Origin of the sequence: Pseudomonas sp. TH04 (assembly GCF_016651355.1) — a bacterium.
GTDB lineage: Bacteria > Pseudomonadota > Gammaproteobacteria > Pseudomonadales > Pseudomonadaceae > Aquipseudomonas > Aquipseudomonas fluorescens.
Window position 1 is genome coordinate 3,862,156 of the sequence record NZ_JAEKEA010000001.1, and the last position, 16,219, is coordinate 3,878,374.

Annotated in this window: 15 protein-coding genes; 12 read left to right on the plus strand and 3 right to left on the minus strand. The window is 58.9% G+C overall.

The window, feature by feature from the left end; genetic code table 11:
- Position 1 precedes the first annotated feature (1 nt).
- Complete coding sequence (tauA, locus tag JFT85_RS17255) at positions 2-988, minus strand: taurine ABC transporter substrate-binding protein (protein ID WP_053258562.1); 987 nt, start codon at positions 986-988, stop codon at positions 2-4.
- Between the two features lie 370 nt (positions 989-1,358).
- Between tauA and JFT85_RS17260 the strand changes: the two genes are divergently transcribed.
- The 8 genes from JFT85_RS17260 to JFT85_RS17295 all read left to right on the plus strand — a co-directional run bounded on the left by JFT85_RS17260 (position 1,359) and on the right by JFT85_RS17295 (position 8,645).
- Complete coding sequence (locus tag JFT85_RS17260; RefSeq protein WP_053258561.1) at positions 1,359-2,723, plus strand: OprD family porin; 1,365 nt, start codon at positions 1,359-1,361, stop codon at positions 2,721-2,723.
- Positions 2,724-3,015: 292 nt separating this feature from the next.
- Positions 3,016-3,654 carry a peroxiredoxin gene (locus JFT85_RS17265; RefSeq protein WP_053258560.1) on the plus strand — a complete coding sequence of 213 codons (639 nt, stop codon included), beginning with the start codon at positions 3,016-3,018 and terminating at the stop codon, positions 3,652-3,654.
- Between the two features lie 315 nt (positions 3,655-3,969).
- A complete protein-coding gene (gene ssuE / locus JFT85_RS17270; protein ID WP_053258559.1) occupies positions 3,970-4,563 on the plus strand; it encodes an NADPH-dependent FMN reductase in 594 nt (197 codons plus the stop codon).
- 94 nt (positions 4,564-4,657) lie between these two features.
- Positions 4,658-5,626, plus strand: a complete 969-nt coding sequence (locus JFT85_RS17275) for a sulfonate ABC transporter substrate-binding protein (protein WP_053258558.1) — start codon at positions 4,658-4,660, stop codon at positions 5,624-5,626.
- Positions 5,627-5,651: 25 nt separating this feature from the next.
- Positions 5,652-6,800 (plus strand): FMNH2-dependent alkanesulfonate monooxygenase, encoded by a 1,149-nt coding sequence (gene ssuD, locus JFT85_RS17280; RefSeq protein WP_053258557.1) that lies wholly within the window; start codon positions 5,652-5,654, stop codon positions 6,798-6,800.
- 9 nt (positions 6,801-6,809) lie between these two features.
- The gene (gene ssuC / locus JFT85_RS17285) at positions 6,810-7,598 is read left to right on the plus strand and encodes an aliphatic sulfonate ABC transporter permease SsuC (RefSeq protein ID WP_053258556.1); all 789 of its coding nucleotides are present in this window, start codon (positions 6,810-6,812) and stop codon (positions 7,596-7,598) included.
- The gene (gene ssuB, locus JFT85_RS17290; RefSeq protein WP_053258555.1) at positions 7,595-8,401 is read left to right on the plus strand and encodes an aliphatic sulfonates ABC transporter ATP-binding protein; all 807 of its coding nucleotides are present in this window, start codon (positions 7,595-7,597) and stop codon (positions 8,399-8,401) included. The genes ssuC and ssuB overlap by 4 nt, the downstream gene beginning before the upstream one ends.
- Positions 8,402-8,429: 28 nt before the next feature.
- Complete coding sequence (locus tag JFT85_RS17295) at positions 8,430-8,645, plus strand: TOBE domain-containing protein (RefSeq protein ID WP_003213899.1); 216 nt, start codon at positions 8,430-8,432, stop codon at positions 8,643-8,645.
- Positions 8,646-8,769: 124 nt separating this feature from the next.
- Here JFT85_RS17295 and JFT85_RS17300 read toward each other — a convergent pair whose 3' ends face one another.
- Together JFT85_RS17300 and JFT85_RS17305 are read right to left on the minus strand one after the other, a co-directional pair.
- Entirely contained in the window at positions 8,770-9,411 is a 642-nt protein-coding gene (locus JFT85_RS17300; protein WP_053258554.1) for a TetR/AcrR family transcriptional regulator, read from the minus strand.
- Positions 9,412-9,638: 227 nt separating this feature from the next.
- Positions 9,639-11,015 carry a glutamine synthetase family protein gene (locus JFT85_RS17305; RefSeq protein WP_053258553.1) on the minus strand — a complete coding sequence of 459 codons (1,377 nt, stop codon included), beginning with the start codon at positions 11,013-11,015 and terminating at the stop codon, positions 9,639-9,641.
- A 278-nt stretch (positions 11,016-11,293) separates the two neighbouring features.
- Here JFT85_RS17305 and JFT85_RS17310 point away from each other — a divergent pair, with 278 nt between their 5' ends.
- The 4 genes from JFT85_RS17310 (at position 11,294) to JFT85_RS17325 (ending at position 16,196) form a co-directional block, all read left to right on the plus strand.
- On the plus strand, positions 11,294-12,073 hold the full coding sequence (locus tag JFT85_RS17310; RefSeq protein ID WP_053258552.1) for a gamma-glutamyl-gamma-aminobutyrate hydrolase family protein: 780 nt from the start codon (positions 11,294-11,296) through the stop codon (positions 12,071-12,073).
- Between the two features lie 39 nt (positions 12,074-12,112).
- Positions 12,113-13,471, plus strand: coding sequence for a glutamine synthetase family protein (locus JFT85_RS17315; RefSeq protein WP_053258551.1), 1,359 nt, complete (start codon positions 12,113-12,115; stop codon positions 13,469-13,471).
- Between the two features lie 58 nt (positions 13,472-13,529).
- Positions 13,530-14,894, plus strand: coding sequence for an aspartate aminotransferase family protein (locus JFT85_RS17320; RefSeq protein WP_053258550.1), 1,365 nt, complete (start codon positions 13,530-13,532; stop codon positions 14,892-14,894).
- A 207-nt stretch (positions 14,895-15,101) separates the two neighbouring features.
- Positions 15,102-16,196 carry a polyamine ABC transporter substrate-binding protein gene (locus JFT85_RS17325; protein ID WP_053258811.1) on the plus strand — a complete coding sequence of 365 codons (1,095 nt, stop codon included), beginning with the start codon at positions 15,102-15,104 and terminating at the stop codon, positions 16,194-16,196.
- Positions 16,197-16,219 lie beyond the last annotated feature (23 nt).

Here is a 16,219-nt window from a genome sequence, read left to right on the forward strand (position 1 = left end):
CTTACGGGTTGATGAACTTGTCGGTCACGTACGCTGAGTAATCCGGCAGCACCGCTTCGATCTTCCCCTGTTCCTGCAAAAACGTCGCTGTCTCTCCAATCGCCTTCGCTGTGCCCCCTTTAAGCAGGGCTTCGGTTTGCTGCGCCTGGGCATCCGGGAAGGTGGTGCCGGCCAAGAGCTCAGGAATATCCACGGCATTCGAACCTGTCAATTTGGCGATTTTCTGCACCGGTTCAGAGTCTACCGTCCAGCCGTTTTTATGGGCGGCATAGTCGGCGAAAGAGTCCAGCGTGACCTTGGCAAACTTGGCCACTACGTCAGGATGTTTTTCCGCGAAATCCTTGCGTGCCACCCACACTTCGAATGTCGGCGCTCCCCACTGGCCCACCTGGGCCGCATCTGTCAGGGTTTTTCCGGTCTTGCGGATCTCGCCCAGGGCTGGCGACCACACGAACGCACCGTCGATATCGCCACGTTTCCACGCGGCGGCAATCTCTGCGGGCTGCAGGTTCACCACGTTGACTTTTTGGGCGTCCAGGCCCCAATGCTTCAGCGCGCCGAGCAGGCTGTAATGAGAGGTTGAGACGAAGGGGGTGGCGATGGTTTTGCCGACCAGGTCCTCTGGTGTGTCGATGCCGCTGCCATTACGCACCACCAGCGCTTCAGAAGCATTGATCTGCGCCGATACCATAAAGGCTACGATCGGTAGATTGCGTGAAGCCGCCGCTGCTAGAGGGCTGGAACCCAGGTTACCGATTTGTACATCGCCGGATGCGATAGCCGTGACGACTTGCGGCCCACTGTTGAATCGGCGCCAGGCAATCTTCTCGCCAATCGCCTTTTCGTAGAGCCCATCGGCCTGGGCGACTTTGCTGGGGTCGATGCCGGTTTGATAGCCGATGGTTAAATCGGCCGCTTGGACACCAAAAGAAATTATTAGTGACACAAAAACTGTAACAAATTGACGAGAGGATGTGCCTTTGGCCATGATGGCGTCGCCTTTTTGATCGTGGGTGACGTATGCAACTGTACGGCAACACTAATCGATCTAAAAAAAGGCTGGTAAATACCATTTAGGAATTAGCTTATGGGGCGGTTGGTCTATGCTGACCGGCTTGCTGCATGCAAAGCCTTATTCCTGAATCGTATGAAAAAGAATGAAACAATTCTTTTTGGGTGTATGAAAAACTCATTACCCTGCAGGGACCAAATCAACAGCGTTTAGACCAAGGTAGTAGACATACAAAGTTACGATTGACTTGGTAGTCACTATCTGGCGCTAATCGCGCATCTGTGGATCCAGGGCGTCAGATCCGGGACCAAAGAAATACAAAAATTAGAAATGAGAGGAGCGGTACATGAAGAAGTCAACATTGGCGTTGGCTGTGACCCTGGGCGCAATCGCTCAGCAAGCAGGCGCTGCCGGTTTCATCGAAGACAGCAAGGCCACTCTGGGTCTGCGTAACTTCTACATCAACACTGACAACCGTGACGGCGCGCCTACGGCGAGCAGCCGTAGCAAGAACGCAGAATGGGGCCAAGGCTTCGACCTGCGTTTCATCTCGGGTTACACCCAAGGTACCGTTCAGTTTGGTGTTGACGCTATCGGCCTGTACGGCATGCGTCTGGACTCCAGCCGCGATAACCACGGCAACTACAGCGGCACCTCTTCGGGCGGCACTGTGTTCCCAAGCGACGGCAACAAGGCTGTCAGTGATTTCGCCAGCCTGGGCGTGACCGGTAAGGTCAAAGTCTCCCAGACCGAACTGAAGCTGGGCACTTTGCAGCCTAAGCTGCCAGTTATCGTGACCAACGACGGTCGTCTGCTGCCGCAAACCTTCCAAGGTGGCCAGATCACTACCAACGACATCAAGGATTTGACCTTGGTTGGTGGTCAGATTGAGCATGCCAAGGGCCGTAACTCCAGCAACAACGAAGGCTTGTCGCTGGGCGGTGCCAACGGTAGCTCTAACTACAGTGCCGGCAAGTTCGTCAATAAGTTCTACTACGCAGGTGGTGACTACAAGATCAACAAGGATCTGACTGCCCAGTACTACTACGGCAACCTGGAAGACTTCTACAAGCAACACTTCCTGGGTCTGACCCACAACTGGTCGATCGGCCCGGGCGTATTGAAGTCTGACTTGCGTTACTTCCACAGCACCGACGACGGTCTGAACGGTAACACGCCTGCCTATTACACCACCGGCAACTACAACACCTTCAACGCCGGCAAGGGTAAGGTTGACAACAACCTGTACAGCGGCCTGTTCCTGTACACCGTTGCAGGTCACACGTTTGGTGGTGGTTACCAGGTCAGCAACGGCAGCAGCGATTTCCCGTGGCTGAACCAAGGTGACGGTTCGTCGGCGTACCTGACTACCGACATGCAAATCCAGAAGTTCGCCCGCGCAGGCGAGCGTACCTGGCAAGCACGTTACGCTTACGATTTCGCCAAGGTTGGCCTGCCAGGCCTGACGGCCGGTGTTGTGTACCTCAAAGGTAGCGACATCGACACCATCGCCAACAACGCCGGTCGTGCTGAAACCACCGGTCAGTCCGAGTGGGAACGCGACATCACCGTTGCCTACGTGATTCCAGAAGGCCCGCTGAAAAACCTCGGCGTTGCCTGGAAAAACGCTATGTGGCGTACCGATCTGGCGAACACCCGTTCCCAGGACGAAAACCGTTTGATCGTCAGCTACTCGCTGCCACTGTTCTAGTAGCGTGAAGCTGTTGTAAGACTGTAAACCTTGCCCGGCGCAATGCCGGGCAAGGTGTCTTTCTTTTCAAGTCGGGCTCAACCCCCGCAAGCCCTTCCTGAAACCCCTCTTGGTACAGCGTCTCAAGGCCTTCTCGAACCTTGTGTTGGATGTTGATCCTCAGCGTTTCCCGCGTCCAATGAATTGATTTTTAATATTCGTTTATCGTCTAAATAAAGCGATATTTATTCTTTTTAAATAATCTATAACCCATGCACAGTAGGCTCCATAAGCACTCACCAGGAGCCACACCATGAGCCTAAGATTGGGCGACATCGCCCCCGACTTCGAACAGGATTCCAGCGCCGGCAAGATTCGCTTCCATGAATGGCTGGGCGATAGCTGGGGCGTGCTGTTTTCCCATCCGGCGGACTTCACTCCGGTGTGCACCACCGAGTTGGGCTTTACCGCCAAGCTCAAGGACGAATTCGCCAAGCGCGGCGTCAAGGCGATTGCGCTGTCGGTAGACCCGGTGGACTCGCACCACAAGTGGATCGAAGACATCAACGAAACCCAGAACACGGTCGTTAACTTCCCGATCCTGGCGGATGCCGATCGCACGGTGTCGGACCTGTACGACCTGATCCACCCGAATGCCAGTGACACCCTCACCGTGCGCTCCTTGTTCGTGATCGACCCGAACAAGAAGATTCGCCTGACGATTACCTACCCGGCCAGCACCGGCCGCAACTTCCACGAAATCCTGCGGGTTATCGACTCGCTGCAGCTGACCGACAGCCACAAGGTCGCCACGCCCGCCAATTGGCAGGACGGCGATGACGTGGTGATTGTGCCGTCGCTCAAGGACGAGGAAGAAATCAAGCAACGCTTTCCCAAAGGCTATCGCGCGGTGAAGCCGTATCTGCGGCTGACCCCACAGCCTAATCGCTGAGGCTGAAACCGCTATCGCGGGCAAGCCCGCTCCCACAGGGGAATGCGGTCAGCTGTGGGAGCCGGGCTTGCCCGCGATAGCAGACTTCAAATGGACACAGGTTTCAAGTTGTAGACCGTCTCACACAGCAGGGGTTTTCAGGCCGTTTCGACGGCCTTTTTTTTCGTCTGAAGATTCATAAATCTCATATATTTTTAGGGAATAAACAAATGAAAAAATAAGATTTATAGATATATAAATCAGCTGATATGGTCTGTCCCATCTTGGCGCCACCGCACACAGCGAACCGCCGACACTTGCTCAAGGAATACCTGCATGCTGGTCGTAACACTTGGAGGCAGTCCCAGCCAGCGTTCCCGCTCCGGGGTCTTGCTGGAAAAAACCCGTCAGTGGCTGCAAGACAAAGGCGTGGAAGTGGTGAGTTATCAGATACGGGACTTCCCGGCCGAAGACTTGCTGCACGCCCGCTTCGACAGTCCCAAAGTCATCGACCTGTTGCAGCAAGTCGCCAACGCCGACGGCCTGGTCATCGCCACGCCGGTCTACAAGGCCTCGTTCTCGGGTGCGTTGAAAACCGTGCTCGATCTGCTGCCTGAGCGCGCCCTGGCCCACAAGATCGTCTTGCCGATGGCCACCGGCGGCAGCATCGCCCACATGCTGGCAGTGGACTACGCCTTGAAGCCGGTGTTGTCGGCCCTCAAAGCCCAGGAGCTGCTCCACGGCATCTTTGCCGAAGACAGCCAGATCGCTTACGGCGAGGGCAGTGCCCAGGCGCAACTGGTGCCGGTGCTTGAACAGCGTTTGCACGAGGCCCTGGAGACGCTCTACAGCGCCATGGCCCGTCGCCCGAAACCCCTTGATCCCAATGTGTTGAATGACCGTTTGTTGAGTGCTCGCTGGAGCATTTAAGCCTTACCGGATTTTGTAGTACTCACCTTACTCAGCCGCCAACGGCCAAGCAGGTGCAGCCAACCCCCCAATCGCATTTTTTGGAGAGAGCGCCATGCGCACTGTCATCTTGCGTCGTGGTCTGGTCGCACTGTTTGCTGCGGCTGTGTCCTTCGGCGCCATGGTTCAAGCCCACGCCGCCGAAACCCTGCGGATCGGTTATCAAAAGTACGGCACCCTGGTGTTGCTCAAAGCCAAGGGCACGCTGGAAAAACGCCTGGCCGCCCAAGGCGTGCAGGTGCAGTGGACGGAATTCCCCGGTGGCCCGCAACTGCTCGAAGGCCTGAACGTCGGTTCCATCGACTTCGGCGTCACCGGCGAAACCCCGCCGGTCTTCGCCCAGGCAGCCGGCGCCGATCTGCTTTATGTCGCCTACGAACCGCCTGCGCCGACCAGTGAAGCGATCCTGGTGCCCAAAGACTCGACGATCAACTCCGTGGCCGAGCTCAAGGGTAAGAAAATCGTGCTCAACAAAGGCTCCAACGTGCACTACCTGCTGGTACGCGCCCTGGAGGATGCCGGCCTGAAATACACCGACGTGCACACCGTGTTCCTGCCGCCCGCCGATGCCCGCGCCGCGTTCGAGCGTGGCAGCGTCGACGCCTGGGTGATCTGGGACCCGTACCAGGCCGCCGCCGAAAAACAACTGCAAGCGCGCACCCTGCGTGATGGCACCGGCATCGCCGACAACCACCAGTTCTACCTGGCCACCAAACCGTACGCCACACAGCACCCGGATGTGATCAAGGCGCTGGTGGAAGAAGTGCGTGCGGTAGGTGAGTGGTCCAAAGCCAACCCGCAGGAAGTCACGGAACAAGTCGCACCGCTGCTCGGCCTACCGGCTGACATCACCCTGACCTCGGTGAAGCGCCAAGGCTACGGCGCGCTGTTCCTGACCCCGGAAGTGGTCGCCGCCCAGCAGAAAATCGCCGACAGCTTCTACCAGCTCAAATTGATCCCCAAACCCTTGAGCATCAAGGACGTGATCTGGACGCCACCCGCCGCCGTTGCCAAAGCGCCGTAATTCGACTTCTTCAGGAGACAACTCCATGAGCCTCACTATTTTCTGGTTCCTGCCTACCCACGGCGACGGCCATTACCTGGGTACCGCCGAAGGCGCTCGCGCCGTTGACCACGGTTACCTGCAACAAGTGGCACAGGCGGCCGACCGCCTGGGTTTCGGCGGGGTGTTGATCCCGACCGGCCGCTCCTGCGAAGACTCGTGGCTGGTGGCCGCCTCGCTGATCCCGGTGACCCAGCGTCTGAAATTCCTCGTCGCCCTGCGCCCCGGGATCATTTCCCCGACGGTGGCTGCGCGTCAGGCGGCGACCCTGGACCGCCTGTCCGGTGGCCGTGCGCTGTTTAACCTGGTGACCGGCGGTGATCCGGAAGAGCTGGCCGGCGACGGTTTGTTCCTCAGCCACGAAGAGCGCTATCAGGCCTCCGTGGAGTTCACCCGCATCTGGCGTCGTGTGCTGGAAGGTGAAACCGTGGATTACGACGGCGAACACATCAGCGTCAAAGGCGCCAAATTGCTCTACCCGCCGATCCAGCAGCCGCGTCCGCCGCTGTACTTCGGCGGCTCCTCCGAAGCCGCCCAGGACCTGGCCGCTGAACAAGTGGAAATGGTGCTGACCTGGGGCGAGCCTCCGGCCGCGGTCGCGGAAAAAATTGAACAGGTGCGGGCCAAGGCCGCGAAACTGGGGCGCACGGTGCGTTTCGGCATCCGTCTGCATGTGATCGTGCGGGAAACCAACGATGAGGCGTGGAAAGCCGCCGACAAACTGATCTCCCACCTGGACGACGAGACCATCGCCCGTGCCCAGGCGTCCCTGGCGCGCTTCGACTCCGTCGGCCAGCAACGCATGGCGGCCTTGCACGGCGGCAACCGTGACAACCTCGAAGTCAGCCCCAACCTGTGGGCCGGTGTCGGCCTGGTACGCGGTGGTGCCGGTACGGCGCTGGTAGGTGATGGCCCCACCGTGGCGGCACGCGTCAATGAGTACGCTGCGCTGGGCATCGATACCTTCATCTTCTCCGGTTATCCACACCTGGAAGAGTCGTACCGCGTGGCTGAGCTGCTGTTTCCGCACCTGGACATCGAACGTCCCGCGTTGCCGAAAAGTGCCGGTTACGTCAGCCCGTTCGGCGAGATGGTCGCCAACGACATCCTTCCCAAAGCTGCGTCGCAGAGCTGAGGCGCCGTCATGAACGTTGAAAAATTAAGCCATCGTGTCGCGCCTTGGGTGCTACCGGTCTTATTGCTCGCGGTGTGGCAGTTGTCGGTGTCGGCGGGTTGGTTGTCGACACGCATTCTGCCGGCGCCGAGTGCGGTCATCGAAGCCGGGGTTAACCTGGTGCGCAGCGGCGAAATCTGGACGCACCTGGCCATCAGCGGCTGGCGTGCCGGCCTGGGCTTTGTGATCGGTGGCAGCATCGGCCTGGCCCTGGGCTTTATCACCGGCCTGTCGAAATGGGGCGAGCGCCTGTTGGACAGCTCGGTACAGATGATCCGCAACGTGCCCCACCTGGCGCTGATTCCGCTGGTGATCCTGTGGTTCGGGATTGACGAGACCGCGAAGATTTTCCTGGTCGCCCTTGGCACGTTGTTCCCGATTTACCTGAATACCTACCACGGCATTCGCAACGTCGACCCGGCGTTGGTGGAAATGGCGCGCAGCTACGGCTTGTCCGGCTTCAGCCTGTTCCGTCAGGTGATCCTGCCGGGCGCGTTGCCTTCGATTCTGGTCGGCGTGCGTTTTGCGCTGGGCTTTATGTGGCTGACGCTGATCGTGGCGGAAACCATCTCGGCCAGCTCCGGCATTGGTTACCTGGCGATGAATGCCCGTGAATTCCTGCAAACCGACGTGGTGGTATTGGCCATCGTCATGTACGCCATCCTCGGCAAACTCGCCGACTTGGCTGCGCGCGGTCTGGAACGTGTGTGGCTGCGCTGGCACCCGGCTTACCAAGTGAACAAAGGAGGTGCGGCATGACCGCTCAACAACCTCCGCGCCTGCTCAAGGGTATCCCGCTGGCGGTGCGCAAATTGCGCAAGGCCTTTGGTACGCGCGAAGTCCTTAAGGACATCGACCTGCACATCCCCGCTGGGCAGTTTGTGGCCGTGGTCGGGCGCAGTGGCTGCGGCAAAAGTACCTTGCTGCGCTTGCTGGCCGGCCTCGACAAAGCCAGCGGCGGCGAGCTGTTGGCCGGCTCCGCAGCGCTGAGCGAAGCGATTGAAGACACGCGGTTGATGTTCCAGGAGGCGCGCCTGCTGCCGTGGAAAAAGATCATCGACAACGTGGGCCTGGGTCTCAACGGTAACTGGCGCCCCAAAGCGCTGGAGGCGCTGGAGGCGGTCGGCCTGGCGGAGCGTGCCAATGAGTGGCCGGCGGCCTTGTCCGGTGGCCAGAAGCAACGGGTGGCCTTGGCGCGTGCGCTGATTCACCAACCGCGCCTGCTGCTCCTCGATGAACCCCTGGGCGCCCTGGACGCCCTGACCCGCATCGAGATGCAGCAACTGATCGAAAACCTCTGGCAGAAGCACGGCTTCACCGTGTTGCTGGTGACCCACGACGTCAGCGAGGCCGTGGCGATTGCCGACCGGGTCATCCTGATCGAAGACGGCGAAATCGGCCTGGACCTGATTGTCGATCTGCCGCGCCCCCGCGCCCGAGGCTCGCATCGCCTGGCTGCGCTGGAAGCCGAAGTGCTTAACCGTGTGCTGTCGCTGCCCGGCACGCCACCGGAGCCCGAACCTGTTTCACCGCTGCCGACGCAATTGCGTTGGGCTCAATAACTCACTTGTCCCTCGAAGGAAGTACACCATGACTATTAAAGCCATCAACGTGCGTAACCAGTTCAAAGGCACCATCAAGGAAATCGTCGAAGGTGACGTGCTGTCGGAAATCGACGTGCAGACGGCGTCCGGTATCGTGACGTCTGTGATCACTACCCGTTCGGTCAAAGAGCTGGAGTTGGTGATTGGCAGCGAAGTGATTGCCTTCGTTAAGTCCACCGAGGTGTCGATCGCCAAGTTGTGATCGGGATGTGCGGTGCTTTTAAGGCCGCATTCGCGAACAAGCCCGCGGCCACATTTGACCGAGTTCCAACAGTGGAATGCCTTCAAATGTGGGCGCGGGCTTGCTCGCGAAGAGGCCGGCGCAGTCAACCCAATACTTGGCGCTTGGGCAGATATGCCGGCAAATAAAGCCCCACATACGCATCAAATACCCGCATGCCTTCCTCAGCCATGCGCGGCGTAATCTGCCCATGCTGATGCACCGAGCGCGCATAGACGCGGTCGCTCAGCTCCAGCGCCAACGCGAACACATCCACATCCTCAGGCAGCGTCGGCACTTCGAAGTGGCGGTTGAACACGGCCAGCATCAAGTCCCCCAATTCCAGATCATGCTGGCGGTCGGCCTGGGTCACTTCGGTGAGCCCATGCTGAGCGAGGATCAGCTGGCGTGCGGCGGCGTCGTGCTCGTAGACCGTGAGCATGCGCTGTTCGACGATGCAGGACAGGTCGCGCCAGTGCTTGAGTGACGCGTGCTCGATAGGTGCCTGAATGGCTGCACGAAAGGCTGCATGCACATCGGCGGTCAACGCTTCGAGGAGCGCCGGCACGCTGGCGAAAAAGTGATACACCGACGACGGTGGAATCTGTGCCCGTTCCGCCACGCTGTAGATCGACAAACTGGCCACGCCTTCGGTCGCCAGCAAGGTGCGGGCGGCGTCGAGGATCGCGTCGATCCGGGCCTGGCTGCGGGCGCGGGGTTTGCGAGGGGCGGCGGGGCGGGTGGTCATGGAAGTCTCCTACAAGGCAGCGGGCATTGTATGAGCAGGAACCGGTGTTGTCTGCCAAGGCGCCATCGCGAGCACCCCTCCCACAGTTGACTGAGTTCCAACCTTGCAATGCAGTCAAGTGTGGGAGGTGGCTTGCTCCCGATGAGGCCGACTCGGTCCACCGGAAGAAACCCATAAAAAAACGCCACAGACCAAAGGCCGGAGGCGTTTTTCAGTGCAACCACTGCTTACACAGTATGCAGGTACCAGTTGTACTCAAGGTCGGAGATGGAGTGTTCGAACTCTTCCAGCTCACTTTCCTTACAGGCGACGAAGATATCGATGTATTTAGGATCGATGTACTTGGCCATCACCTCGCTGTCGTCCAACTCGCGCAAGGCATCGCGCAGGTTGTTCGGCAGGCTCTGTTCGTTTTGCTCGTAGCTGTTGCCTTCCACGGGTGCGCCCGGTTCGATCTTGTTGGTCAGACCGTGGTGCACACCTGCCAGGACCGAAGCCATCAGCAGGTAAGGGTTGGCGTCGGCACCGGCCACGCGGTGTTCGATACGGACGGCATCCGAGGAGCCGGTCGGTACGCGAATCGCCACAGTCCGGTTGTCCAGGCCCCAGCACGGCGAGTTCGGCACGTAGAACTGTGCGCCGAAACGACGGTAGGAGTTGACGTTGGGGCACAGGAACGCCATTTGGGCGGGTAGGGTCTCCAGCACACCGCCGATCGCGTGACGCAATGCGGCGTTCTGCTCGGGATCCTCGCTGGCAAAGATGTTCTTGCCTTCCTTGTCCAGGATCGAAATGTGTACGTGCAAACCATTGCCCGCCTGGCCTGGGTAAGGCTTGGCCATGAAGGTGGTGTCCATCTCATGGTCGTAGGCGATGTTCTTGATCAGGCGCTTGAGCAGTACTGCGTAATCGCAAGCCTTGATCGGGTCGGCCACGTGGTGCAGGTTCACTTCGAACTGCGCCGGGGCACTTTCCTTGACGATCGCGTCAGCCGGGATGCCTTGCTCTTTGGCACCTTCCAGAATGTCCTGGAGGCAGTCGACGTATTCGTCGAGGTCGTCGATCAGGTAGACCTGAGTCGAGTGCGGGCGTTTGCCGGAGATCGGCGAGCGGGGCGGTTGTGGGCGGCCGTTCACGTTCTCCTGGTCGATCAGGTAGAACTCAAGCTCGAAGGCTGCGCAGATGGTCAAACCGAGGTCGTCAAACTTGCTGACAACTTGGCGGAGCACTTCGCGAGGATCGGCGAAGAAAGGTTCACCTTCAAGTTCGTGCATGGTCATCAGCAGTTGCGCGGTTGGGCGCTTTTGCCACGGCTCATTGCACAGGGTGTCAGGGATCGGATAACAGATTCGGTCAGCATCACCGATGTCCAGACCCAGGCCAGTGCTTTCCACCGTCGAGCCGTTGATATCCAGGGCAAATAAAGAGGCAGGCAGGTTAATGCCCTTCTCGTAAACCTTGTGGAGGCTGGTGCGTTCGATGCGCTTGCCGCGCACCACACCATTCATATCCGCAATTAGAAGGTCTACGTACAGAACCTCAGGATGATCCTTAAGGAACGCGTTCGCTTCGTTAAGCTGAACGGCACGCGGGGGTACCGACATGATGCAACACCTTTGTTGTTAAAAATATCAATCATTGATCTTTTCTGGTTTCAGTCAACCCGAACGGCTAGCCGAAGTCAAGCGAGGCCTTTTTTGCCCTAAAAAAGCGCCTCCAGGCCTTTTTTGGGGCTTTTTGGGGCGGTTTTTTGGGTTTGATGGCCTTGGGACTAGCAGGCTTGAGCGGGCCGTGTTGTATTTTTTACGGGGGTGTTGTGTAAAAAAATGAACAAGGCTAAGCTCGATTCAAACCCATAACAGCAATAATACCGGGGTGCTTCATGTCTCGCCTGCCGTTAATCGGCGTCACCGCCTGCTCCAAACAGGTCGGTCTGCATGCTTATCACATCAGTGGCGACAAATACGTCCGTGCAGTGGCCACCGCTGCCAAGGGCTTGCCATTGATCATTCCATCCTTGGGCGATCTGCTCGAACCGGCCAATATTCTTGACGGCCTGGATGGCATCCTGTTTACCGGCTCCCCCTCCAATATCGAACCTTTTCTCTACGACGGTCCGGCCAGCACGCCCGGGACTGCTCATGATTCTGCACGGGACCAGACCACGCTGCCGTTGCTGCGTGCCGCGATTGCGGCAGGCGTGCCGGTGCTGGGCATCTGCCGTGGGTTCCAGGAAATGAACGTGGCGTTGGGCGGCAGCCTGCACCAGAAGGTTCATGAAGTGCCGGGCATGATGGATCACCGCGAAGACGACACCCAGCCGGTTGAAATTCAGTACGGCCCGGCGCACAGCGTCGCGATCGCCCCGAATGGCGTCTTGGCAAGCCTGGGGTTGCCGCAGACCATTCAGGTCAACTCGATTCACGGCCAAGGTGTCGATCGCCTGGCGCCGGGGCTGCAGGTCGAAGCCACTGCGCCGGATGGGTTGATCGAAGCTTTTTCTTACACCGCGGGCAAGGCTTTTGCTTTAGGAGTGCAATGGCACCCCGAATGGCAGGTAAGCTCTAACCCGCACTACCTCGCGATCTTCCAGGCCTTTGGCTCGGCCTGTCGAAAGCGGGCGATGCAACGCGACGCGGATGCTGCGTCAAACAACGCCTGACCTTTAATGGATGTCAGGAAACACAGCCCAGAGGCATTTATGAGTAACAACCTCGACCAGCTCACCGATTGGTTGAAAGACCACAAGATCACAGAAGTCGAATGCATGATTGGCGACCTCACCGGTATCACCCGGGGCAAGATCTCGCCGACCAACAAGTTCATCGCCGAAAAAGGCATGCGCCTGCCCGAGAGCGTTCTGTTGCAGACCGTGACCGGCGACTATGTCGAAGACGACATCTATTACGAATTGCTCGACCCGGCCGACATCGACATGATCTGCCGCCCCGACCAGAACGCCGTATTCCTGGTGCCCTGGGCCATCGAGCCTACCGCCCAGGTGATTCACGACACCTACGACAAGCAAGGCAACCCGATCGAGCTGTCGCCGCGCAACGTGCTCAAGAAAGTCCTCCAGCTCTACGCCGACCGAGGCTGGCAGCCCATTGTGGCGCCGGAGATGGAGTTCTACCTGACCAAACGCTGCGAAGACCCGGACTTCCCGCTGCAACCGCCGATCGGCCGTTCCGGGCGCCCGGAGACCGGTCGCCAGTCCTTCTCTATAGAAGCGGCCAACGAGTTCGACCCGTTGTTCGAAGACGTCTACGACTGGTGTGAACTCCAGGAGCTGGACCTCGATACCCTGATCCATGAAGACGGCACCGCGCAGATGGAAATCAACTTCCGTCATGGTGATGCGCTGTCCCTGGCCGACCAGATCCTGGTGTTCAAGCGCACCATGCGCGAGGCCGCACTCAAGCACAACGTGGCCGCCACCTTCATGGCCAAGCCCATGACCGGCGAGCCCGGCAGCGCGATGCACCTGCACCAGAGCATCATCGACATCGCCACCGGCAAGAACGTCTTCTCTAATGAAGACGGGACCATGAGCCAGCTGTTCCTCAACCACATCGGTGGCCTGCAGAAATTCATCCCTGAATTGCTGCCGCTGTTTGCCCCCAACGTGAACTCGTTCCGCCGCTTCCTGCCCGACACCTCGGCGCCGGTGAACGTGGAATGGGGCGAAGAAAACCGCACCGTCGGCCTGCGCGTACCGGATGCCGGCCCGCAGAACCGTCGCGTCGAAAACCGCCTGCCGGGCGCCGACGCCAATCCGTACCTGGCGATTGCCGCCAGCCTGCTGTGCGGCTACATCGGTATGGTCGAAGGTCATAACCCAAGCGCGCCGGTGGTGGGCCGCGGATATGAGCGCCGCAACCTGCGCCTGCCGCTGACCATCGAAGACGCCCTTGAGCGTATGGAAAACAGCAAGACCATCGAAAAATATCTGGGTCAAAAATTCATCACAGGCTACGTCGCGGTCAAGCGGGCCGAGCATGAAAACTTCAAGCGCGTGATCAGTTCGTGGGAGCGGGAATTCCTGCTCTTCGCCGTCTGATGCGTCGGGCGCGCCTCAGGATTGGCGCGCCCTCACCTGAAAAGTCTAGGAGATTGGTATGTCCAGCAACAACCCGCAAACCCGTGAATGGCAAGCCTTGAGCAATGATCACCACCTGGCGCCGTTCAGCGATTTCAAGCAATTGAAAGTGAAAGGCCCACGGATTATCACCAAAGCCCACGGCGTTTACCTGTGGGACAGCGAAGGCAACAAGATCCTCGACGGCATGGCCGGCCTGTGGTGCGTGGCGATCGGTTACGGTCGCGATGAACTGGCTGACGCCGCCGCCAAGCAGATGAAAGAGCTGCCGTACTACAACCTGTTCTTCCAGACCGCTCACCCGCCGGTGCTGGAACTGGCCAAGGTGATTTCCGAGATCGCACCGGCCGGCATGAACCACGTGTTCTTTACCGGCTCCGGCTCGGAAGGCAACGACACCATGTTGCGCATGGTCCGCCACTACTGGGCGATCAAGGGCCAGCCGAACAAGAAGATCATCATCAGCCGCAAGAATGGCTATCACGGCTCCACGGTGGCCGGCGCCAGCCTGGGCGGCATGACGTACATGCATGAACAGGGTGACTTGCCGATCCCGGGTATTACCCACATCGCCCAGCCGTACTGGTATGGCGAAGGCGGCGACATGAGCCCGGAAGAATTCGGGATCTGGGCCGCCAACCAGCTGGAAGAGAAGATCCTCGAACTGGGCGTGGACAACGTCGGTGCCTTTATTGCCGAGCCGATCCAGGGGGCCGGTGGCGTGATCGTACCGCCAGAGACCTACTGGCCGCGCATCAAGGAAATCCTCGCCAAGTACGACATCCTGTTCGTCGCCGATGAAGTGATCTGCGGTTTCGGCCGTACCGGTGAGTGGTTCGGTAGCGACTTCTATGACCTCAAGCCACACATGATGACCATCGCCAAGGGCCTGACCTCGGGTTACATCCCGATGGGCGGCCTGATCGTGCGCGACGACGTGGTTGCCGTGCTCAATGAAGGCGGTGATTTCAACCACGGCTTCACCTACTCCGGTCACCCGGTGGCGGCAGCGGTAGCCCTGGAAAACATCCGGATTCTGCGCGATGAAAAAATCGTTAACCGTGTGCACGAAGAAACGGCACCGTATTTGCAGAAACGTCTGAGGGAACTGGCTGATCACCCGCTGGTGGGTGAGGTTCGCGGTGTCGGCATGCTCGGGGCGATTGAGCTGGTGCAGGACAAGGCCACGCGCAAACGTTACGAAGGCCGTGGTGTGGGCATGATCTGCCGCACGTTCTGCTTCGAGAATGGCCTGATCATGCGCGCCGTGGGCGACACCATGATCATTTCGCCTCCGCTGGTGATCAGCAAGGCGGAAATCGACGAGTTGGTGACCAAGGCTCGCCAGTGCCTGGACCTGACTTTGGCGGCATTGCAAGGCTAAGTGCTAGGCTCAGTGCGCAGCGGCTTCGGGCGCTGCGTGCGGGCAGTGACAAAAACGCAGTAATAAAGGGGGCTTTGGTTGAAAGCCGGCCCCTGAACTTGCCAGACTGTCGCCGTGTTTTGTTGCCCTTTGGAAGGGTCGTAAGACGACTAAAGAACGTGGCCCAAAAAAGAAAAATTGGAGCATCACCAAATGAAGGCATTAGGTTTGAAGAACGCTGGCAAGACCCTCCTCGCGTTGTCCCTGATGGGCGCAATGGCGGGCGCGGCCCAGGCAGACGATAAAGTGCTGCACGTCTACAACTGGTCCGACTACATTGCACCGGACACCATCGCCAACTTTGAAAAAGAGTCGGGCATTAAAGTGGTGTACGACGTTTTTGACAGCAACGAGACCCTGGAAGCCAAGTTGCTGGCAGGCAAGTCCGGTTACGACATCGTCGTTCCGTCGAACAACTTCCTCGCCAAGCAGATCAAGGCCGGTGTCTATCAGGAGCTGGACAAGTCCAAGCTGTCCAACTACGCCAACCTGAACAAATCCCTGCTTAAAGCCGTGTCGGTCAGCGACCCGGACAACAAGCACGCGTTCCCGTACATGTGGGGTTCGATCGGCATCGGTTACAACCCGGAGAAGGTCAAGGCTGCGCTGGGCGTGGACAAGATCGACTCGTGGGACGTGCTCATGAAGCCGGAAAACATCGCCAAGCTGAAAAGCTGCGGCGTGAGCTTCCTCGACTCGCCAACCGAAATGCTGCCGGTGGCGCTGCATTACCTCGGCCTGCCGACCGACACCCAGAAGAAAGCTGACCTCAAGCAAGCCGAGGACCTGTTCCTCAAGCTGCGCCCATCGATCGGCTACTTCCACTCGTCCAAGTACATCTCCGACCTGGCCAACGGCAACATCTGCGTGGCCGTGGGGTACTCGGGTGACATCCAGCAGGCCAAGTCCCGCGCGGCTGAAGCCGGTGGCAAGGTCAAGGTTGCCTACGACATTCCGAAAGAAGGCGCCGGCAGCTTCTATGACATGGTCGCCATCCCTAAAGATGCCGAAAACGTCGATGCTGCCTACAAGTTCATGAACTACCTGCTCAAGCCGGAAGTTATGGCCGCTATCACCAATAGCGTCCGTTTCCCGAACGGTAACGAGAAAGCCACCGCACTGGTCGACAAAGACATCACCAGCGACCCGGGCATTTACCCGCCTGCGGATGTGCAGGCCAAGCTCTACGCCATTGCTGACTTGCCGGCGGCTACTCAGCGTGAAATGACGCGCAGCTGGACCAAAATCAAATCGGGCAAATAAGCCTTTGAACCGTGGGGGCGGCG